We start from the raw sequence: 21,445 nt of genomic DNA, 5'->3' as shown, positions 1-21,445 counted from the left end.
TCTCTAATAAATATTAAGCTTTGTCTCAAACCTAAATTGCTGAGACTAGCAGGATATGGATGCTAATTTCGTTTCGATTGCTCGCTACTGTGGATAGATTATTGCCGGGGATTATACTGATTTTCGGCGATATTTCACCTTATTGTATTATTACTGGCATAAAAATTTTTCTGTTGTTCTAATTTGAACCCCATCCATCTCTTTTTCGAGAGCTTGTACAGTATAAGGCAAACGATTATTATAAGAAATCCTTAACAGAGATACATATCAAAGGGAATCCTAACCTAATGAAATTAGAGGGATTTTTCTTTAATTTGTACCCAATTTACTATGGATTATCATGGTCCCGGCTTTAGATAGATTAAAAACAGCGATTCCTGGGCAAAAATCGATTTCTTTTTCTCCTGAAATTGAATCTTTAAGAGGTGTTGCTTCTCTCGCGGTTGTCATGGGACATCTTTATTTATTCCTTTTTATGCCAATCCTTGGGTTTAACATCAATTCTTCACATGAAAGTATTCTCAATTTGCTCGTTGCAGGTATTTTCGATCCGCAACCTGCTGTATTGCTTTTTTTTACAATTAGCGGATTGGTTCTAGGGCGACAACTTAGAAAAGAGCCGATAGTCGATTTTTTTTCGTTTCTAGCTTATCTTTGCCGACGTGCTTTTAGATTAATTCCGCTGATGTGGACAACTACAATTCTTGCCTTTTTCCTATGGAATTCGATGAATAGGCTTGACCCTTCGGTTTTACGAGCAACACTGCTTCTTAACGATATAGGCATTAATGTCCCCCTGTGGTCACTTAAAGTCGAATTGTATTGCAGTCTTATATTTCCGATCATTTTTTTATTATTTGAGTTTGGGGGCAAGCTCATTAATCTTCTTCTTTTCGCGCTATTTACTACGCTGAGTTTTTATTGGCATGAGCCTATTTATATTCAATTTTTAGTTTTTTTCCATGCAGGTTTATTGGTTGACCGCATTGCAAAGGCCACTTATTTTATACCTCAGGGGATAGCTACTTTGCTTCTAGGTTTAGCCATTACGGTGTTATTATTGGCTCCTGAATTTAGCATCGGTAACCGAAATTGGATGCACGGTTATTGGCAATCTTGGGTACTTCCCGAAATAGTGGCATGCCCGTTTATTTTATTGTTTATTGCTTCTCAGCCAAGCTCTAATTTTAATGCTTTTCTAAGGCTCACACCGATCAGATATCTAGGCAAAATTTCATTTAGTATTTACTTGATCCATTTCCCTGTCTTTTTATACATGAAAAACTATTATCCTTTAACTGGAACACTTCTTAACTCTCTCGGCTTTTTGATTAGCTATTTAACGGTAGTTATTACTCTTTCAAGCCTCACATTTCGGTGGATCGAGATACCTTCGAATGAGCTTGGTAAACGGTTAAGCTCATACATTCTAAAAGCAAGCAGACGAACTGCTCTCTTGACTGAGTAAGGGAGGGTAACTTCTTACATCCTCGCGACTTGTCGCGAGGATGTAGAAAGGACAAGTTACTATCCAATCTTGCTAGCCCCAGGGGGTAACCTTCACATCAAAAATTCTGAACGCAGCTAGACGACTATCACTTTCTCCTAATTGTTGCGCAGCACCATTACTTTTTACACGTAATTCTTTAATTTGTGAGGGGGGGATATCCAAAATTTCCTCAAACGTCTTTAGATCTCCAGCTTTGTTATTCTGCAGTATAAAGACATGTTGTTTTTTATTAGTCTCAGTAACACTGATTGTTACGGTATGATCCCCAGTTGTGAAATATTTAAAATAAAGCTTTGTATGGGTGAGTTCGGATGATGAGAATAATCGCTTAAATCGAAAGCTTATTTGATGCTTTACCCAATACCAGAAATGATCATAATCTTGTTCCCGATCATAGCCACCGATAGCTGATACGATAATATTATCTTCGTGTCCATCAATTGTAGTTATTTTAATAAATTTTTCACCTACTGAATCTCTTTCTACTAGACAATCACCTAGGGCAGGTTTGCCATTTCTCATGTTTTTAGGAAGACTGTTGATAATATATCCATCGCCCCTCCAGTCAGATATAAGTTTCTGATCAGCTAAAAAGAGAGACAACATTTGTCGGAATTTATGGTTGACTTCAGTGAGGTCGAGGTAAATGGATCGATTTTCACACTTACTTATAATATGATCACGTGTGTCCTTATAAAATTTCTCGAGGTTTGGGACTCCTAAATAATAAGCCATGACATGCTGCATGCGCTCCTTTGACCAATCAATATTGTAGTGCACAAGAGTCGAAATGAGAATTGCCAAGGTTAATCCACACAAAACTTTCCATTTTCTAAATAAAAGCGCAAGTCCAGAGATAAGTACTACCGAAATAAATGGAGAGGACCAATTCGCAAGTTTAAATTGACTCCAACTTTGGCCCGTACCGACTGAAAAGGGATTGGCAACAAAATAACGAAAATAAAGAATACCTATCGAAAAAAGAAGTAGGGTAATCAGAGAAGGCAGCATGACACTTTGACGTAAAAATCGGGTATGTCGTCGTTTATAGAGAACTATCGCCATTGCCAAGGCAAATAATATCACTAACGAGATGACTGTCGCAGGATGATTAGTTTGTTCTTTTGTCCACTGATAGATATCCCATGCGCCGCCATGAACACCTAATTGATGGACAACATAACCTGTTAACGGCCAATCGACCGGTGTGCCAACGACGGATTGTGTCTGTTGATAAATAGCCCGAATAACCCGTGGTAACTCAATATTTATAAATAGCAAACTGAGGCTTGAGCACATTACTCCGTATCTAAGATAGGGGGTAGGCTGACGCGTTTTTATTGTATAAGTTAAAGTTGATAATACTATTGCAGCTAAGACAAACACGATCAATTCAGAATATGCAACACAGCATGCAGCAAATAGGAGAGATACCAAGACGGCCGACAAGAACTGTTTGGGCCATGAGAAATTTCTATTAACGATTTGGGGAAGCACTGCTCCAAATAAAAAAATAACGGCTCCACCCATTGCTAAGCCTACAGTCTGAGGGAAGAAACCGTATAAACAACCAAAAGTTAATCCACCAAAACCTAAGCACGGCAAGCTTAAAAAGCCTAGGCAAAAAATACGATTTAGGCGAGTTACCGTTAAGGAAATAACTAAACCCAATGATAGGCTGCAGATAACGAGCGCGGCCAATATGACACTAGGATAAATCGAATAAGCCCAACGGTAATGTAAGACAGCTTGGAAAAAGGCAAGGAGATAGGACGCCCCCATGCGATATCCTTGGGTTTGGTACATACTGACCTGTGTTGAGGCAGGAGTGATCTCAGTGGGCGGGATGGAAGAGCCAAAGGCGTGATGCTGAAGCCAGTCGCTATGGGCTAAATAAGTGAAGGCATCGTTATGTGCATCATAACCTCCATAAGTAAAGAGCTGTGCAAGCATGGGGGTAGCACACAAAAGGGCAAAAATACTTATTAGTGCCGTATGCTGTAATGTTTTCCAAAAATTTCGCTCGAAACCTAAGGCTAGAAAGCTTAAAGCAAAAAATGCAAAAGGTGCAGTGAGCGATTCGCCCAATGGGGTTAAACGGCCGATAAGGGAAGCTGCCAAAATAATAGAGGCAAGCCCTAATGCTGGAGAGAGATAAAATTTAACAAAGGGCCTTAATTTAAAGGGACTTAGGTTAGCCAGTTGGCGTCCTATAACTGTGCAAACAAACAGGATAAATACAAGGGTGGCGCAATTAACAAAAAAAATATGGTGATGACTGAACATATGCTATGCCTATTTTCTAAAATTTTCCCCAGCCAAATAAAGTTCTTGCAAATTGTTTGGATACTTTTTTATTCCAATACAGTGTTGACCATAGCGATGAAAGGAAAAGAGAATATAAAAATTTATTGGGATTTTGTTCTCTGATAACTTTTGCCTCAACCGCAGCATGGGCATAATTAAATAGCCAGCGATCAGGAACTTTACCAAATTTCTTCTTAAACATGTCATTAATTTCGCGATGTACTTTAACCTTAGCACCAAGTGTTTTGGTTTCTGCATATAGTCGGGAACCTGCCAATTTTTTCCGCAAATAGGCAAAGCGGACATTTGCTTTACCCAATCGCAACCAATACTCGTAATCCATGCAGTAATGCAGTGATTCATCAAGTAAGCCATGTTGCTCTATTACTCGACGTCGGAAAAAAAGTGCCGGTTGGCAGATAAAGCAAACTTGCTTGAGCCGTTCAAAATCCCAAGGTTCAGTAGGATAGGGTTCAAATGGTTGATCATGAATATCAATGTGATCAGCCATACCGTAGACCACATCGATTTCTGGGTAGGTTTTGAAAAAGTTGAGGACAGATTCGATTGCGCCTGGGTAATAGATGTCATCTGAGTTAAGCCAGCCTATAATTTCACCGTCTGTAGCAAGGATGCCTTTATTGACAGCATCAGCTTGTCCTTTGTCTTTAGCCGAAACCCAGCTTTTTAGGGACGTGGCGGATTTAAGGATGTCTTGCGTGTTATCGGTACTTCCTCCGTCAAATACCACATGTTCAATTTCGCCTCCTGTTTGATTCGCTACGCTTAACAGCGTACGCTCAATGAATTGCCCTTGATTAAAAGAAGGAGTGATAACACTTATTTTCATGCTGATTTCTTCTCCGTTATGAGTTGCACGGAACCGCCATTACGTATAACTCTGCATCGTTGGACTTGCAAAGAAAGCTCGCGCTGGTCACTGTTACTATATCCAGTTTCTGCAGGAATAAAAGTGGGTTTCATTTTAATTTCCAAACATCCACCCTCAGCAGATAAGGGCAAAGTCAATACCGCCTTTTTCCCGCGGCGCACTTCAAGTGGAGCGGCTTGTGCTTTCCCATCGCGAAGTGCTTTTACAACAATTTTGGATTGGGGTGTCCAGTCTGGCACAAACAATTCCATTTCTAGTATTTGTTTGTCTGTGCTTGGGGCTACTTGAATATTCATCCGTGAACCAACCCAGCCATCTTCATAGGTACCCGTTAATTGATCCTGTTGCTCATTCTGTCTTAGCGCATACTGAAAAAGATACCAATACTCTTTGGCCATACGAGAAGAATCTTCAAACAATTTTGCCCGTTCTATACCAGCCTTAATAAGCTGCTCACATAAATCTTTATCATGTTGTAATGAGATAATTGCCTCGGCAATTTGAGTAGGAATACGGGGATTGAAGAGAATGGCTGCATCAGCTACAACTTCAGGCAAAGAGGTAACGTTACTGCAGGCAACTGGAATACCGGCTGCCATTGCTTCAATAACGGGTAAGCCAAAGCCTTCGTACAGCGATGGGAAAATAATCCCGCTAGCATTGGCCATTAACACTGCCAAATCCTCATTAGTAAGGTAACCTGGGAAGATAACCCGTTCATCAAGACCCATAGATTGCGCGGCATCGGCTAAAAAAGATAAACGAGCATTTCCAGCGCCGGTACACACCAATTTAACATCAGGTGCTAATCCATTTTTACAGGCTATTCCAAAAGCAGTGAGCAGCATTTCATGATTCTTATGCTTCCAAAAATTCGCGGGGTAAAGTAAGTATTGCTTTGCAGTTATGTCCAACTGGGCCAAGATCATTTTATCCTGAGCTTCCTCGGGCATAATGCGCTGAGCCATTTGCAAATAGATAGTGCGTATCTTTTCGGGCTTAAGATTTCCATGAGTGATTGCAGACTGGCGTGAGTACTCCGAAATCGCTGTCAACATGGAGGCTCGACGACAAGCTTCTTTAAAAGTGTGATCTCGGTGAGCAACATCCTCTGCCGTAAAAAACTCTGGGTAAGTTTTATATTGCAAATCATAGATTGTGCACACTGTCGGGATTCCTACTTCGTAATATGTCGGTGCAGTAAACGGGCAAAAAAGTAAATCGGCCCCTAGTTCCTTTAGCAAAGAATGCGTTCCTCTTCGTTTAAGGAAGAGACTTAGGCGATAGCCTAAAAAAGACAATTTTCGCGGTTTATAAGGCAGTCTACGTGCAACGGCAAGGAGTGCTCGAAACAAAAAGGAGTCCCTTACTGGTGTATTAAGAACCATTTTGCATTTTATGTTGTGGCTTTCCAAGCGTACCAGCTCATCGTGCGAAGCTGCCTGGGTAAGTAATATGAATTGCGTATTAGGGGCTAAGTCTGCCAACTGTTTGATCAATTCTAAAACAAAGATTTTTGCTCCTCCATTTTCGCCTCCCGGAAGTATTGGAGTCAAATCGATAGCAATTGTTTTAGTTGTGGGTGTAACTATAACAGCTTGATTTCTTAACGTTTTCTTAAAATTTATTAGTTCTGGCCATTTGACCAGCCCGGCAAATAAGCGAAAAATTCGGCGTGATAACAAAGTGTGCAGATTAACTTCATAGATGGTATTTTTTTCATTACTACGTTGAAGTTGTGTTAAAAATTCATCCTGCTGGATTTGGATCTGATCTCTATATTCAGCATGATCAGATTCCAATTTTTGTATAATCGATGTTAGGCTTTGAATTTGCTCCCATCGCGCTGAACGATCAAATTCAGACTCTTCTAGTCGTTTGATTAATTGTAACTCTCGCTCCCGCAAATCAAGTAAGCTTAAGACAAGCCTGCTTTTAGGATTAGCGAGCAATGCTGATTCAATTTGTTCATTCGAGTTAATTTCAAATGGGTTTCGGCTTACTGCAAAAAACATATCATAATGAGCAAACATCGCAGGTTCAAACTGGATATGAGGCATACCAAGCTGTTTGAAAAATTGAGTTGCTGAATCTTTAGTGAACATGTAAATATGCTCGTCTTTATTGAGTAGTGGGAGAAATTCCCCATTACTTTCAACGAGTTCCTCGTATTTCATTTCCTCTCTAAATTGAGGTGTTTGAATAAAAAGAATGCCATTAGGTTTTAGTTTACTAATGCAATATGAAATCGTTGCTTTGGGATCTGGCAAATGTTCAAAGACATCCATTAAGGCAATGACATCAAATTTTTCTGTAAGATTCAGATCTTGCAAAGGGCCTACAGATAAAGGAATATCAAAAGTAGTTCTACCGTAATTGACGACCCAGGGACTCAACTCTACTCCTGAGGCATCGTAGCCTGTTTGTCGCAGTAAAGCGACAAAACTCCCATGGCTGCAACCTAATTCTAAAATTTTGGCAGAAGGTAATTTATACTTTAGTAGAACTTTTAACCAATGGAGGTTGCGCTCACTTAAATCCGAACGGGAGCGAGTGAAAATATCGGCATATCCTAAATTTTGAGTCTGATGATTTAGCCAATATTGTTTACCATAAAAATCAGTTTCATCATTTTTGACTAATAGAGCTTCGTCAGCAAGGGGAGTTTGTAAGACTAACGTCTTGCAACTATTACAGATCGCGTAGTCTTTGTTGAAAAAAGAGAAGGAAGTACTATCACACCAGCATTTACGCAATTTTAATCTCCTTTAGCCTCTTACAAATGTCTTCATATTAACCGATTAGTTGTCTGATAAGTAACACGGTCGTTTGGGTTTTTGAGCTCGCTCGATTGTTAAACTCATCCTTTTAAGCATTCGATGTTTTGACTGGGTCTTAAGGGAACACCATATTTTTTAGTTCTTTTCGCTTAGGTGATGCTAGTGCTTCTTCATAAAGCTCCAATAATAACGCTGCACTCTGTTCCCAGCTAAATTGGCGGGCTTGTTTCCGAGCGCTTTCACTTAACCTTTCCCTCTCGGATGGATTTGAGGCTAATCGCAACATGGCTTGCGTCCAATCTTCGACATTTTCGGGGGAAAGTTGGATCGTGGCTTGCCCTGCTATTTCAGGCATGGAGGTAGAAAGGGAGTTCACAGTAGGTGCGCCGAACTGCATCCCTTCAAGGATAGGTAAACCAAAGCCTTCAAATAACGAACAATAAAGATTGACATAGCAGTTTTGGTAAAGCCAAATCAACTCTTCATCTGAAACGTAGCCCGTAAAAATAACATGGGATTCAATCCCTAATTCACGGAGATATTTTTTAAAATCATCCATAAGCCAACCTTCCCCACCGGCAAAGACAAGTGGCATTGGCTTTCCGTTTAACGCAAGATACCGGGCGTAAGCTTTGGCTAAACAACGCTGATTTTTTCTTGGTTCAATAGTCCCCACATTCAACCAGAATTCACCTGAAGCAATATGCTTAAGTGCCTTAGGGCACTTGCCTTCTAGTTGATCTTTAGTAAAGCGGGAGCAGGGATAAATGACACGGATGCGATCTTCGGGAAAATGGGGGAATATGTTTAAGTAGTGATCCCTTGATGCTTTCGAAATCGCAACAACCCAATCCGCGGCTAGTGAAGAATTAAAAACACCACTAAAGCAACCTAGGCGGTTAGCTTCAGTAGTCCAATCCGGATTCACAACGAAGCCCATGTCATAAAAAGTATAAATAAGACGACTGGACTTGAGGTGGGTTGGACACCAAAAATTATTGGAATGTACAATATCTGGCGTGCCAAGAGAATGCTCTAAGTCTTGTTTAGACCAAAATGCGGAGGCCGATTCACGGGTCAAGTGCCGAGGGCCATAATGTCCTTTTTTATAAGGATTTTGAATAGGCATTAACGCATCGAAAAAAAAGTCACCAAAGCTTGGGTAAAGTGAATAGCGGTGTTCAGGAGCGATTCCCAGCATTGCTTGTATCATTGCATGGGCAAAGAAGCCACATCCTGCTTTACTACTGCCTGTTTGGGAAATATCAAAGCCAATATGCATATTACTAGTGGGCATGAAATCCTATCCTCAAAAGTCTTCCTTTTATTTGTTTAATAACCAGTCTCATTGATCAATAATTTAGTCGGCATTGTGATGAGAACGAGATAGTATAACAGATGATATAAAAAATCTCATAGTTGTTATCCGAATTGAGTGGTATCTGTTATGAAAATCAAACCAGCAGTTAATTGACTTTTTTAAATGAAAAAAGTACTCTGGCGGGCATTGTAATAAATAGAGCAGCAAGGATGACGCTGGTTCTGTTTTAGTTGAGGTATTTTTCGATTATTAACAAAATCACCTCCTTAAGCGCTCTAATCCATTCTTTATTGTTATCGCAGCTTTGAGAGCCGCTTAGACAGGCTTATAAGGGGCACTGTATGCGTAGCGCTTTAATAACAGGTATTACCGGGCAAGACGGCTATTTTTTAGCCGAATTGTTACTCCATAAAGGATATCAAGTATCCGGATTCGCGCGTAGCCAAGAAACATTACATACTGCTCAATTACCCGATAATGTGCAGATGTTTTTCGGTGATATTGCAGAGGAAGCTGACATTACCGCGGCTATCCAACAAACAAGACCTGATGAAATTTATAATCTCGCCTCACAATCCAGACCAGGAGAATCATGGGCGCATGCGGCAAAAACCCTCTGTGTTAATAGTTTGGGGGCAATCCGTTTATTTGAAGCGGTAAGGACAGTATGTCCAACGGCAAAAGTGTATCATGCCTCTTCATCCGAGATGTTTGGGCAAACAAGCATTTCTCCTCAAAACGAAGAAACTCCGTTCAACCCTACCAACCCTTACGCTGCGTCAAAAGTTTATTCGCATCAAATGGTTCGCATCTATCGTGAGAGCTATGGACTATTTATTGCCAGTGGCATTTTGTTCAATCATGAAAGCGAGCTTCGCCCTTTGCACTTTGTGACGCAAAAGGTGGCTTATGGTGCTGCTTGTGCAGCATTAGGAGTTATGGATTCACCTGATAGGAATGAAAGAGGATTGCCAATCGTATCTCAAGGGAAGTTAGCTCTAGGTAATTTTGAAATTGCTAGAGATTGGGGATATGCTCCTGATTATGTTAGGGCCATGTGGCTAATGTTGCAGCAGGATGAGCCTGCTGATTTTGTAATTGGCACTGGACAACTCCATACGTTAAGGGAATTGTGTGAGGTCGCTTACCATTATGTGGGTAAGGACTGGCGCAAACACGTGATCAGCGATCAAGCATTAGTTCGCCCATTGGAAACTACCCAGACTGTGGCGGATCCTTCAAAGGCCCAGCGCCTTTTGGGATGGAAACCTTCGGTGAATTTTGAAGAAATGATTCAAAGAATGGTACAAGTGCAAATCAAACAGTTGTCGCAGGCGCTAGATCTTAAATCAGCTGTTGAGCTGTAAGCCTATCTTGCTACCTTAAAATATCTACGTGCCATGACTTGTTCGCGGCATCCAGAAATATATGGCTTTTCACCTTGAACTACTAGAACGCGGATAAGACGCTGAATATCGGGTTTTCCGATATCAAAATTGAAGTCTAGCATTTGCAATTTATTTGCGCTTTCGTGCCGCGAGAATGAGACCAAGCTCATAGAGTAAACAAAGCGGCACAGCCAACATAATTTGGGACACTACATCGGGCGGTGTGAGGAGCATCCCCACGATGAATGCAGCGACAATGACATAGGGTCTGATTTTTTTCAAAACAGATAAATCTGTCCATCCTAAGCTCACAAAGGTTAGGCAAAGAAGCGGTACTTGAAAGCAAAGGCCAAAGAGCAACAGCATCCGGGTAATAAAATCAAGGGCCTCAGACATATCCGGCATGAGTCGAACACCCGCGGGCACTGCTTTGACAAAAAATTGAAACATATAGGGTAAAATTAAATAAAAACAAAATAATACACCTAAGCAAAATAGCAGTAAGCTGGTCATGATCATGCTGCGAAGGCTGCAGCGCTCATTTTTATAAAGACCTGGGGCAGCAAAACGCCAGAGTTGAAGTAAGGCAAAGGGGGCACAACAAAGCATTGCTGCATCCGCGGCGAGTTTTATTGGTATGAAGACAGGAGAAGTAATTTGTATAGCAATTAAAGGGTCTTGATTGGGTAGCGCATTTAGCAAAGGTTTTACTAGGGCATGAAATAAACTATTGGCATAGAAAAAAAATAATAAAAAGAGGACAAGAAAAAGTGAGAGTACATACAGAGCACGTCTACGAAGTTCCAGCAAGTGGCTTAACATAATCAATTTACTCTTGGAAAATAGCTAAGCAGTGCAAGTGCAACGTGGACTGCTTAAATACAGCACAATAAAAATGATTCTCTGCTTAGAATTGTACCAGGATAATTATCAGATGAAGAGAGGTGATGGAATTCTTGCTTCAGTTCTGTAGACCATAGTGGACGCCTCTTGAGGTACTTTAGGCTTCTTAATTAAATTAAGCTTGCACACCGTATCTCTGAATCTGGCCCCTTACTGTTAGTGTTAGCTGAGCAAGAATTACCATCTATGTCTTAAAAATAAGCCATGCTCGCAGAGATAGCAATTTTAGAATTGTTAATTTTGAGAAAATCTCCGTTTCTTTACAAGAAACTTAAGAAGCAAGCATATTTTCTTTAAGAGAAATAGTATAATCCTCTGTTTCCGAGGACGAGGTAATAGAACCAATTAGAGTTCACTACAATTAAAAAATGGCTAATACAAAACAATCTTCTACTACATCAAGTAATCTTCCTCAAATTCTCCTTGTTGAGGATAACCCTGTTGCTTTGCGCTTTGTAGAATCGATCGTTTCACAAGCAGGATGCCATTTTGTCTCTGCAATGGATGGCGAACAGGCTTTAGCGTTGGCAAAAAGCGCTATTTTTGACCTGATTATTACGGATATAGAGTTACCAGGAATTTCCGGGATTGAATTGACCCATCTAATTCGTGAATGGGAAAAATCATTGAAAAAATCGCCAATACCCATCATTGGATTAACTGCCCACACACTGTGTGAGTCTGAAGAAAATTGCCTACAGGCTGGAATGAATAAGGTACTCAACAAACCCCTTTATTTACATCAAATGAGAGAGTTACTCAGTCAATATATTCGGATTATTGAAAATTAATAAAATCGGTAACTAATCTATATCCTGATTAACAAGGAATACAATTTTTCAAAAATGCTCAATTTTAAGCAAAAACAATCAAATAAATCCCAAAAATTCCGCAAAAAAACTAGTTTTTTGTGCTAAGAAGGCTTTTTTTTACGAAATAAGAGATATACTAGCAATAAAATCAAGTATTTCCTCGATGATGCTACACTTTGTAGCAAAAAGAGGTATAATTTCCGCTTGTTTTTTAGGTGAAATCAAAGTGAGTCATCGTCCCCGAAAACGCTTTGGTCAGAATTTTTTGCTGGACAAGCATGTTATTAACAAGATTCTCGATGTCTTGCATCTGCAAAAAGAGGATAAAGTCGTAGAAATCGGCCCAGGGTTAGGGGCTTTAACTCAGCCTTTGCTTAAGTATATAGAAAAGTTGACGGCAATTGAGATCGATACCGATTTGCAAGAGCATCTTAGATCATTGCCAGGGGCTGGCAGTAAATTGCATCTAATTGTTGCCGACGCATTAACTGTTGATTTCAGCCAATGGGGATCTCATCTTAGAATCGTTGGTAATTTGCCTTACAATATTTCTACACCTTTATTATTTCACCTACTTAACTATGCCTCTTTCATTGAGGACATGCATTTTATGTTGCAGAAGGAGGTTGTTGCTCGTTTGGCTGCTCAACCGGGTACCAAAGTTTATGGACGATTAACTGTGATGGTGCAATATCACTGTAAGGTTGAATCTTTATTTGATGTCCCGCCAGAAGCTTTTCATCCTGTGCCTAAAGTTGATTCAGCCATAGTGCGTTTAATCCCATACCAGGCTTCGCCTTATCCAGTAGTGGATATTAATGCACTTGAGCAAGTAGTAGCAAAGGCTTTTGCAATGCGGCGTAAAACCCTTGCAAATAATTTGAAGCCATTGCTTAGTGCAGCACAATTGAGCGATTTAGGCATTGATCCGCTTGCTCGACCTGAGAGGATCTCAGTGATGGAGTATGTAAAGCTAGCAAAATTAATCGCTAATTAGTGTAAAATTAATACAAGATGCTTGGTGGAGGTTGATTTTGTTTCATCGTTATGGAAAAAAAGGAAAATCGTCGCAAACTAGGTCATTAAAGGACTTAACTCGCATTATCGCCTCATCGCTTTTACTTGGCGAGGAGAAGCGTAGTGTTTTATTGCGGCAAATTAAAGAGTCGTGCGCATTAGGAGAGGCTCGTTTTGACGGCTTATGTATTAGCCTTGTGCACAATTTGGTAAATCATTGCCAAAATTTACCCGAAACATCAACGAGTTATTACTCTCAACCGGGTGGCTTAGTCGATCATGCTTTAAATCGCACGGAGGCTGCTCTTAATTTATTCCAGAATTTTCTAATCCAGGATAGCCAAGACGGGTTGTCAGAAGAACAAAAGCTATGGCAATACGCGCTTTTTTCGGCTGCAATCTTACAAGGTATTGGTAAGTTACAAACTGATTTTAGTGTCGATTTATTTGATGGCAATGGCCAATTTTTGAAACAATGGAATCCGTTGTTAGAAAGTTTAGTTGCTGTTGGCCATTATTATGGCTATCAGTTTCAAAAAGAAACCGATGAAGCGTTTCGTCGGCGCCTGAATATATTAATCGCTCGATTTTTAATGCCGGCCGGTGGTTTTGCATGGATCGCTTCTAATCCAGACGTATTAGCAGTCTGGCTCGCATTGCTTAATGAGGACACCGAAGGTGCAGGCACACTTGGCGCTATCTTAATCCGGGCCGATGCTATTGCTATTCAGCGCTATTTAAGTCAGTTGGGTCTAAAAGGGGGCTATGGTTCAGGAAGGGGCGGCCGATATGGGCGTATAAGTACCTTTACGGATCGAGTACCTGAGTCTATCGCCGAAAAAGAACAACAAATCGGTATCGAATTTATTCAGTGGCTTACCAATTCATTAAAGTCTGGGTTAATCATGATTAACAAGGCTCCGCTATTTATGGTACCTGGTGGATTGCTTATCTGTGCAGAGATGTGGGATATGTTCATGAAAAATAACCCGCAATATAATTCCATACAAGCGATACGTAATGGATTCTTATCTTTGGGTATGCATCATATTGGAGCAGATGGGAATGTTATTTTTCGTTTCGAACAATCGTCTAATCAACAGATGCATAGTGGAATTATCTTTGAAAATTACGCCGTAGCCCTTCCTGAAGAAGTACAACTGCACAATATTAGTACGGGTAAAGTCACTACCATCTCTGCAACAGAGCTTATTTATCAAGCGCAATTCAATAGTAGTTATTTTACCTCTAAACAAGCTATCCATTCAGCGAGTCCCATGCTTCATCTTAATAGCTCTGGACGTTGGGTTGCTGAAAATCCCGCTTTACTTCAGGCATCTCCTCGCCCAGGGGTATTAACCAGTGTCTGATTATGCTATCGGCGATGTACAGGGTTGCTATGACCCTTTACAACGCCTGCTTGATCGAATCAATTTCAATGAGAATGAAGATCGTTTGTGGTTCGTGGGGGATTTAGTCAATCGTGGGCCGCAATCGCTTGCTGTCCTGCGATTTATAAGAAATTTACCCATCAAACCCATTATTACTCTAGGTAATCATGATTTGCATTTGTTAGCTATGTTGTTTGTCAAAAAACCAGCAAAGAAAAATCATGATGATACATTGCATGAAGTCTTAGCGGCAGAGGATAGCGAAGAGCTGGGCCACTGGTTACGTAAGCAGTCTGTTTTACATTACGATCCCGCCCTGGGTGTGGTGATGTGTCATGCTGGTATTGCCCCAGTTTGGGATCTTGATTTAGCAAGAGCCTGTGCACACGAATTGGAAGACGTGTTAGCGGGTGATAATTTCAGCGAGTTCCTAACGAACATGTATGGAAATGAGCCCAATCATTGGTCAAACGAATTAACAGGGATAGAAAGACTCCGTGTCATCACAAATTACTTTACCCGCATGCGGTTTTGCGACAGCCTAGGAAATCTAGTCTTGTCCTACAAGGGCACCCTTGATGATGCACCTGAAAATCTAATTCCCTGGTATGAGGTGCCAAGCCGAAAACCGATAAATGCCGATATTGTTTTTGGCCATTGGGCTGCCTTGGAGGGACATTCCCCAGACCCTACAATTTTTGCAATTGATACCGGATGTTTGTGGGGCGGGCGGTTAACTGCCTTGAGATTACAGGATAGGCAGCGCATTTCTGTACCAGGTTTGAAATCTTAATTTCAAGTTGTCCAAAATCTAGCATTTTGAAGTGGCTTGGGTATATACTCGCTCAACCACGATGTCCTCGTGGATTATATTGGAGATTTTTATGAAATTAGCACATTTTGCTCTTTTATCCATGATATTTACTGGAAATGTGATAGCCCAAGATATAAAAATTGTGGGAACGATCACTCAACCTGTCAAAGCTCCCTATTCTTCGGAAAGACAAATTGCTCCAGGAAAGGCTTCTGAAACAACAGGAAAAATCACTTTGTTAAAGGTTGAACTTTCTGACAAAGCAAAAACTGCACTTGCATCTAGAGCAAAAAATGCTTTAGCTCATACCAAGCAGTTTGCAACAAGCACCTACAATTCAGCCTATCCAGAAAAAGTAGAGTTAGGGATGGGTAATGTCCCTGTACTAAACCAAGGGATGCATGGGACCTGTGTAACTTTTGCTGTTTCAGCAGCTATTGATGCTGTTCTTAATAAGGGTGATTACGTCAGCCAATTGTGTTCGCTACAGCTTGGTAATTACTTAGAAAAAAATGCGTATTTCCCTAGCGGCTGGGAAGGTTCTTGGGGACGCTTTGTTCTGGATCAGTTAGCTGTTTTTGGAATAGTGAATAAAGAACACCAACAATCCCAAGGATGTGGTGGGTTAACCGTATATCCTGTGAATGATATGGTAGAGCCCAGCGGATACGTCAACTTAGAAGACTACCGTCAAATGAGTGAAGACATCGGCGAAAAAGTTCTTTGGTCCCCTGTTCTGGATATCTATCAAGCTTTATTGGATAGAACGGATACTAATAAAACAGTTGAACAAGTAAAAGCGGCCTTGAATGCAGGTGATAGACTTACTTTTGGTGTACTGCTGCTCGACTTTGACTTAGGCTTTGCGGGTGCTGTAGGCAAAAATAAAGTCGATGGAGATACTTGGGTCCTCACTCCAGAAATCGCAAGAGATGTTTATTTGAAACAAAATTTTGGTGGCCATGAAATGGTGATTACCGGTTACGACGATAATGCCGTTGCAATCGATGATCAAGGCCGTGAGCATCGAGGTTTATTCACTCTACGCAATTCTTGGGGTAAAAAAGTGGGAGATCAAGGGGATTTTTATATGTCCTATGATTATTTCAAGTTACTCGTGATAGAAGTGGCGCGTATTCGTAACGTATCTGATAATGCTGTAGGTTAAGATTACTTAACCTTGGTAGTTCACCGTTATTAAATTAAGATCATCCCCGCGAAGGCGGGGATCCTTCCTTCCTTAACTTCATGCTGTCATTATCTTTGCTAAAATTCTCTCTTAAGGGTTGATTATTTATCAGCACACGTTGATTTCAGTAGAATCATTCATTCTCTATTGGTAATAATGGTATTAATATACCCTTCTGTACTTCATGGCTTTGCAAGCAGGTCATTTGAATGAAAGTTGTCATTAAAGTTGGAACACAAAGCATTTTGGCAAATGATGGAACTCCTTTTGAGCCGATCATGCGGCATTTAGTCGAACAAATTGTCGCCTTACAAAAGGCAGGGCATTATGTGGTTTTGGTGAGTTCAGGCGCTGTTGGTTCAGGTCGAAAAGTAGCGCGCCAATATTTGGGGCGTCAATACGGGAGTTCGATCGGTGAAAAACAAGTTTTAGCCGCTTTAGGCCAACATGTATTAATGAATATCTACGCGGTCATGTTTAGAGAGCATAATCTTCTTACAGCGCAGCTACTGCTTACCAAACAAGATTTTCAGACACGACAACATTACTTAAACATTGCGAGATTGCTGCGTGAGATACTTGAACATAAGAATATCATTCCTATTATTAATGAAAATGACAGTGTTGCCATTGAAGAATTGATGTTTACCGACAATGATGAACTCGCCGGTCTTATTGCTGCCCAAATGAATGCGGATAAATTAATAATTTTGAGTAATGTTGAGGGTGTATTTACTGGCCAGCCCAACGAACCGGGTGCGGAATTGATTCCTATTATTAATCCTGAAACGAATTGGCCTGAAGTTTCCGCCATGAAAAGTACTTATGGTAGAGGTGGGATGATTTCTAAACTCGGAACAGCGCGTAAAATGTCGAGCTTAGGCATCACAACCCATATTGCTAGCATTAATCAACCATCTGCCGTAATGCGGATTATCACGCAAGAGCAGTTGGGGACAACCATCCTGCCAAGCAAGAAAAAGTCAAATATAAAAAGATGGATTGCTTATAGTAGTGACAAACAAACAGGATCCATTTCAGTCAATCCAGGGCTATTCAAAATTCTAAAAGAAAATAGACGAGTTATCAGTATATTGCCGATCGGCATTGAAAATTATAGGGGTAATTTTAAGAAAGGGGATGTAGTCGAAATTCTAACGCCGGGAGGTGAAAAAATTGGTGTTGGACTTGCTAAGTATGATGCCAATAAATTAAGTGAATATTTAGGGCGAAAAGATATGCCGGAATTCATCCATTATGATCATTTGCATATTTTTTAGGAGATCCTAGTGTTTAATGAAGACGAACTAATTCATCAGCTAAATAAGGTCAAAACAGCGAGCTATCGTTTAATGACTTTAGATGAAGAAACAAGAACAAATGTTTTGCTACATCTTGCGGCTAATTTACGCCGGAATTCACAAAAAATAATCAGCGAAAATCAAAAAGATTTAGCTTTAATGGCCAAAGAAGATCCTCGATATGACCGCCTATTGTTATCAGAAGAACGAATTTTATCAATCGCGGATGATGTAGAATTGGTTGCATCCCTACCCCAACCCTTAAATAAAGTCATTGAAGACAAACGAATGCCAAATGGCTTACACCTACAAAGAGTTTCTGTTCCTCTTGGTGTAATAGCTGTCATTTATGAATCCAGGCCCAATGTTACAATTGATGTTTTCGCTTTGTGCTTTAAAAGCGGGAATGCCTGCGTTTTAAAGGGAGGGAAAGAGGCTCAATATAGCAATAAAATTCTAATTTCTTTGATTAATCAGAGCCTGCAAGAGCAAGGCATTGATAGTAGCGCCGTCTATTTGTTACCTTCCGAGCGTCAGGCAATTAATGTTCTTTTGAACGCAAGAAATTTAATTGACGTGTGCATTCCCAGAGGAAGCCAGGCGCTAATTAATTTTGTTCGAGAAAATGCCAAAATTCCAGTGATCGAAACAGGCGCTGGAATAGTGCATACTTTTTTTGATGTCAGTGGCGATGTGGAAAAAGGCCGTTTGGTTATTAACAATGCTAAAACCAGGCGAGTCAGTGTCTGCAATGCTTTAGATACGCTAATCATTCATGAAAAATGCTTGACTCAGTTACACCGAGTAGTTGGCTTGCTGGCGGAAAAGCAGGTAGAAATTTTTGCCGACGAATTGAGTTATAAAGCGCTTAAACCGCTTTATCCAGAGATTTTACTCCATAAGGCGACTATTGAAGATTTTGGCCAAGAATTCCTCTCATATAAACTGTCGATTAAAACTGTTTCTTCAGTTGAAGAAGCAGTTAAGCACATCATGCAATACACTTCCGGCCATAGTGAAGCAATTATTGCTGAGGATCCAAAAGCAATCTCTTATTTTTTAAATCATGTGGACGCGGCTGCTGTCTATGTTAATGCATCAACTGCGTTCACAGATGGAGGACAATTTGGTATGGGGGCGGAAATTGGGATTAGCACGCAAAAATTACATGCTCGGGGACCAATGGGTTTAAATGCCTTAACAAGTTATAAATGGATTATCTTAGGTGATGGCCAAATTAGGGAATAAAAATGGTTAAAATCATCCTTAATAACAAAAAAAAGGATTCCCCTTATAAAAGTGCAATTCTGAATCTTTCTGAAGGCAATTGTATAATAAATAATGAAGAAGTCGCTCTAGATGCACTTGAACAATTCAATTTTAGCCATCCTTTGCTTACCGAACTTCCATTACATTCATCAACGAATTTATATCGATATAGTTATCACAATTTTGCTGATTTGTTACGGGTGCCAAGACTCGTTTACGCAACTCTTTTGCATGCAAAAAATCCGCTTAGTTGTCATTTTGAAATTCTACCTTCCTCTTCCTTCTTTAAACTGAAATCAATCTATAAAATTCCATTTTCTCTTGACTATCGTAAGGCTGCCAAAGAAGAAATTACCATCAGTCAACTAAATGATATAGTGAGTGATTTTTCCGGTTTCAAATTTCATTTTCAGGACAAATTTATTATCGAATCGCAATTTTATTATGAGGATTTACCCGCTGAAATCGATGCTGATTTACTCTATAAAAAAGACGATGTGATCAGAGAATTACTCGATTTGGCAGACAATATTGAGCCATTGGAGTTGCGTTATATAAATCATTTTATTGGATTTGGTATCTATACCCGTCAACCGATTGAAAAAGATGAATTTGTTTTATTTTATTGCGGAATGAAAAATTTAGAGCCCAAAGCCATGCATTATTATTTCCACCCTAAAACAGACGCTTTGAATACAGGAGTAGATGCCAGAGAATACGGGAATATGGCTCGATTTATAAATCATGCTCCAAGCAGTGATGAGGCAACCTCTACCTCTGCAAATCTTATTGCAATTGGTTACAATGTTTTAGGTGTGGAAGTAATAGCGCTATTTGCCCTAAGGGATATTAAGAAAGGGGAGCAGTTGCTGTTTGATTACAGCAAAAAATATTTTCGCCAAATGGAGCTTCTTAAATTTAATGTAGATGGCAATGTAGTTAATTCTGATAGTAAAGAATTATATGACAGCAATGATCAACGAGTAGCGATGCTTAGAGTATTTGCGCGTCATGGAGTAAAACAAGCGATTTTGAAATTAGCCAATCGCTTCATTATTATTGTGCTGGTCATCATTGTATTGGGGTTATTTTTGAACTATAGCAATTTATTTAACCTTTAATACAAACTATCGGTTCTAACTTTGCCACCTTTTTTGCTAACCCCGCATGATGAGCGGCATTGACAACACTAGTCACATCTTTATAGGCCTCTGGCGCCTCTTCAGCAACACCTCGATACGAACCACTTCGAATCAATATGCCTCGGCGTGCTAATTGCTCAATGATTTGTTTACCACTCCATTTTTTAGTGGCCTGATGACGGCTCATCGCCCGTCCAGCACCATGACATGCAGAGCTGAATGATTTTTTTTCAGCTGTTTTTGTTCCAACTAAAACATAGGATGCTGTACCCATACTGCCGCCTATAATAACAGGCTGACCAACGTTGGCGTAATCTTTGGGTAACCCAGGATGATTTGGACCAAAAGCCCTGGTGGCACCTTTGCGATGGACAAACAATCGGGTCTTTTTGCCATTTATTTCATGCCATTCTTCTTTGCAGATATTGTGTGAAACGTCGTAAACGAGTTTTATTTTTACTCCCGGTATAATGTCTTGAAAGGTTTCACGCATAAAATGAGTAATGATTTCGCGGTTCGCGAGTGCACAATTAGCGCCAGCTCGCATAGCACCTAAATAATCTTCGCCAAGAGTTGATTTTATGGGAGCGCAAGCCAATTCACGATCAGCTAACTTTATACCCCGACGTTCGGCGTAGATCGTCATTGATCGCAAGTAATCAGTGCCAATTTGATGACCTAACCCGCGAGAGCCACAGTGAATACTAACAACAATACCTCCTTTAGTGAGACCAAAAGCAGTCGCTGCTTTTGGATAATAAATCTCGGTTACTTCTTGGATCTCGAGATAGTGGTTCCCTGAACCTAACGTTCCCATTTCTGCTTTTTGTCGTTCTTTAGCGTGTTCAGAGACTTTATCGGGTAATGCGCCTTCGAGGCAGCCATTGCTTTCAATGTGTTCTAAATCTTTGAGATCACCATAACCTTGCTTTATCGCCCACTTCGCACCGCTTTCTAGCATTGCATTCATCATTTTTGCGCTTAATCTAATATGACTTTTACTGCCAACACCAGCTGGAATTTGGGCAAAAAGTGCGTCAGCTAATTGTTCTTTGAAAGGCTCGAATTCACTCCGATTAAGGCCAGTAGTTAATAACCTAACACCGCAAAGGATATCGAAGCCCACACCTCCTGCTGAAATAATGCCGTCTTGCTCCGGATCAAAAGCGGCTACGCCGCCAATTGGAAACCCATAACCCCAATGTGCGTCAGGCATAGCGAATGCCCCAGAGACGATACCGGGTAATTTCGCCACATTAGTCAATTGTTCATAAACTTTTTCATCCATCTCGATAAGTAAAGCCTCTGAGGCGAAAATAACACCAGGAACTCTCATGGATTGGTGGGGGGGAATGCGCCATTCATAATCATTTATTTTTTCGAATAAACTAAGATCCATGTTTTAATCC

16 protein-coding genes are annotated in these 21,445 nt (G+C 40.4%); 10 read left to right on the top strand and 6 right to left on the bottom strand.

Translation table 11 applies throughout. From position 1 onward, the window contains the following. Positions 1-340: 340 nt before the first annotated feature. On the top strand, positions 341-1,468 hold the full coding sequence (locus tag LMI_RS14405; RefSeq protein ID WP_045100403.1) for an acyltransferase family protein: 1,128 nt from the start codon (positions 341-343) through the stop codon (positions 1,466-1,468). A gap of 72 nt (positions 1,469-1,540) precedes the next feature. Here the strand turns inward: LMI_RS14405 and LMI_RS14400 are convergent, their stop codons facing one another. The 4 genes from LMI_RS14400 to LMI_RS14385 all read right to left on the bottom strand — a co-directional run bounded on the left by LMI_RS14400 (position 1,541) and on the right by LMI_RS14385 (position 8,786). Then, complete coding sequence (locus LMI_RS14400; protein ID WP_045100402.1) at positions 1,541-3,796, bottom strand: hypothetical protein; 2,256 nt, start codon at positions 3,794-3,796, stop codon at positions 1,541-1,543. 16 nt (positions 3,797-3,812) lie between these two features. Next, complete coding sequence (locus LMI_RS14395) at positions 3,813-4,667, bottom strand: glycosyltransferase family 2 protein (RefSeq protein ID WP_045100401.1); 855 nt, start codon at positions 4,665-4,667, stop codon at positions 3,813-3,815. Continuing rightward, complete coding sequence (locus tag LMI_RS15175) at positions 4,664-7,465, bottom strand: glycosyltransferase (protein WP_082050765.1); 2,802 nt, start codon at positions 7,463-7,465, stop codon at positions 4,664-4,666. The genes LMI_RS14395 and LMI_RS15175 overlap by 4 nt, the downstream gene beginning before the upstream one ends. A 139-nt stretch (positions 7,466-7,604) precedes the next feature. Then, the gene (locus LMI_RS14385) at positions 7,605-8,786 is read right to left on the bottom strand and encodes a glycosyltransferase family 4 protein (protein WP_197540464.1); all 1,182 of its coding nucleotides are present in this window, start codon (positions 8,784-8,786) and stop codon (positions 7,605-7,607) included. 365 nt (positions 8,787-9,151) lie between these two features. On the opposite strand from LMI_RS14385, the gene LMI_RS14380 reads away from it, so the two are divergent. Further along, the gene (locus LMI_RS14380; protein ID WP_045100400.1) at positions 9,152-10,177 is read left to right on the top strand and encodes a GDP-mannose 4,6-dehydratase; all 1,026 of its coding nucleotides are present in this window, start codon (positions 9,152-9,154) and stop codon (positions 10,175-10,177) included. Positions 10,178-10,327: 150 nt separating this feature from the next. Here the strand turns inward: LMI_RS14380 and tatC are convergent, their stop codons facing one another. After that, positions 10,328-11,020: a twin-arginine translocase subunit TatC gene (tatC, locus tag LMI_RS14375; RefSeq protein WP_045100399.1), complete on the bottom strand. Its 693-nt coding sequence runs from the start codon at positions 11,018-11,020 to the stop codon at positions 10,328-10,330. 449 nt (positions 11,021-11,469) lie between these two features. Between tatC and LMI_RS14370 the strand changes: the two genes are divergently transcribed. The 8 genes from LMI_RS14370 (at position 11,470) to LMI_RS14335 (ending at position 20,015) form a co-directional block, all read left to right on the top strand. Next, a complete protein-coding gene (locus LMI_RS14370) occupies positions 11,470-11,892 on the top strand; it encodes a response regulator (protein WP_045100398.1) in 423 nt (140 codons plus the stop codon). 247 nt (positions 11,893-12,139) lie between these two features. Next, a complete protein-coding gene (gene rsmA / locus LMI_RS14365; RefSeq protein ID WP_045100815.1) occupies positions 12,140-12,910 on the top strand; it encodes a 16S rRNA (adenine(1518)-N(6)/adenine(1519)-N(6))-dimethyltransferase RsmA in 771 nt (256 codons plus the stop codon). A 37-nt stretch (positions 12,911-12,947) separates the two neighbouring features. Beyond that, positions 12,948-14,300, top strand: a complete 1,353-nt coding sequence (locus tag LMI_RS14360) for a TraI domain-containing protein (protein ID WP_045100397.1) — start codon at positions 12,948-12,950, stop codon at positions 14,298-14,300. Then, entirely contained in the window at positions 14,293-15,114 is an 822-nt protein-coding gene (locus LMI_RS14355; RefSeq protein WP_045100396.1) for a symmetrical bis(5'-nucleosyl)-tetraphosphatase, read from the top strand. Before LMI_RS14360 ends, LMI_RS14355 begins: the two co-directional genes overlap by 8 nt. A 91-nt stretch (positions 15,115-15,205) precedes the next feature. Beyond that, a complete protein-coding gene (locus LMI_RS14350) occupies positions 15,206-16,303 on the top strand; it encodes a C1 family peptidase (RefSeq protein WP_045100395.1) in 1,098 nt (365 codons plus the stop codon). A gap of 230 nt (positions 16,304-16,533) precedes the next feature. Further along, entirely contained in the window at positions 16,534-17,604 is a 1,071-nt protein-coding gene (gene proB / locus LMI_RS14345; RefSeq protein WP_045100394.1) for a glutamate 5-kinase, read from the top strand. Between the two features lie 9 nt (positions 17,605-17,613). After that, positions 17,614-18,873, top strand: coding sequence for a glutamate-5-semialdehyde dehydrogenase (locus LMI_RS14340; protein ID WP_074454212.1), 1,260 nt, complete (start codon positions 17,614-17,616; stop codon positions 18,871-18,873). A gap of 2 nt (positions 18,874-18,875) precedes the next feature. Continuing rightward, the gene (locus tag LMI_RS14335; RefSeq protein WP_045100393.1) at positions 18,876-20,015 is read left to right on the top strand and encodes an SET domain-containing protein-lysine N-methyltransferase; all 1,140 of its coding nucleotides are present in this window, start codon (positions 18,876-18,878) and stop codon (positions 20,013-20,015) included. On the opposite strand, the gene LMI_RS14330 is transcribed toward LMI_RS14335, so the two are convergent. Then, positions 20,005-21,435 (bottom strand): RtcB family protein, encoded by a 1,431-nt coding sequence (locus tag LMI_RS14330; protein WP_045100392.1) that lies wholly within the window; start codon positions 21,433-21,435, stop codon positions 20,005-20,007. The two genes, LMI_RS14335 and LMI_RS14330, sit on opposite strands and share 11 nt — an antisense overlap. Positions 21,436-21,445 lie beyond the last annotated feature (10 nt).

Origin of the sequence: Legionella micdadei, from assembly GCF_000953635.1 — a bacterium.
Lineage (GTDB): Bacteria > Pseudomonadota > Gammaproteobacteria > Legionellales > Legionellaceae > Tatlockia > Tatlockia micdadei.
Note: the sequence above shows the minus strand (reverse complement) of the source record. Positions and strands in the feature narration are given on the sequence as shown.

Excerpts from the sequence above, each read along its gene's own strand:
- LMI_RS14405 (WP_045100403.1), top strand. The coding sequence starts at position 341 with ATGGTCCCGGCTTTAGATAGATTAAAAACAGCGATTCCTGGGCAAAAA.
- LMI_RS14400 (WP_045100402.1), bottom strand. The coding sequence starts at position 3,796 with ATGTTCAGTCATCACCATATTTTTTTTGTTAATTGCGCCACCCTTGTA.
- LMI_RS14395 (WP_045100401.1), bottom strand. The coding sequence starts at position 4,667 with ATGAAAATAAGTGTTATCACTCCTTCTTTTAATCAAGGGCAATTCATT.
- LMI_RS14385 (WP_197540464.1), bottom strand. The coding sequence starts at position 8,786 with ATGCCCACTAGTAATATGCATATTGGCTTTGATATTTCCCAAACAGGC.
- LMI_RS14380 (WP_045100400.1), top strand. The coding sequence starts at position 9,152 with ATGCGTAGCGCTTTAATAACAGGTATTACCGGGCAAGACGGCTATTTT.
- tatC (WP_045100399.1), bottom strand. The coding sequence starts at position 11,020 with ATGTTAAGCCACTTGCTGGAACTTCGTAGACGTGCTCTGTATGTACTC.
- LMI_RS14370 (WP_045100398.1), top strand. The coding sequence starts at position 11,470 with ATGGCTAATACAAAACAATCTTCTACTACATCAAGTAATCTTCCTCAA.
- LMI_RS14350 (WP_045100395.1), top strand. The coding sequence starts at position 15,206 with ATGAAATTAGCACATTTTGCTCTTTTATCCATGATATTTACTGGAAAT.
- proB (WP_045100394.1), top strand. The coding sequence starts at position 16,534 with ATGAAAGTTGTCATTAAAGTTGGAACACAAAGCATTTTGGCAAATGAT.
- LMI_RS14335 (WP_045100393.1), top strand. The coding sequence starts at position 18,876 with ATGGTTAAAATCATCCTTAATAACAAAAAAAAGGATTCCCCTTATAAA.
- LMI_RS14330 (WP_045100392.1), bottom strand. The coding sequence starts at position 21,435 with ATGGATCTTAGTTTATTCGAAAAAATAAATGATTATGAATGGCGCATT.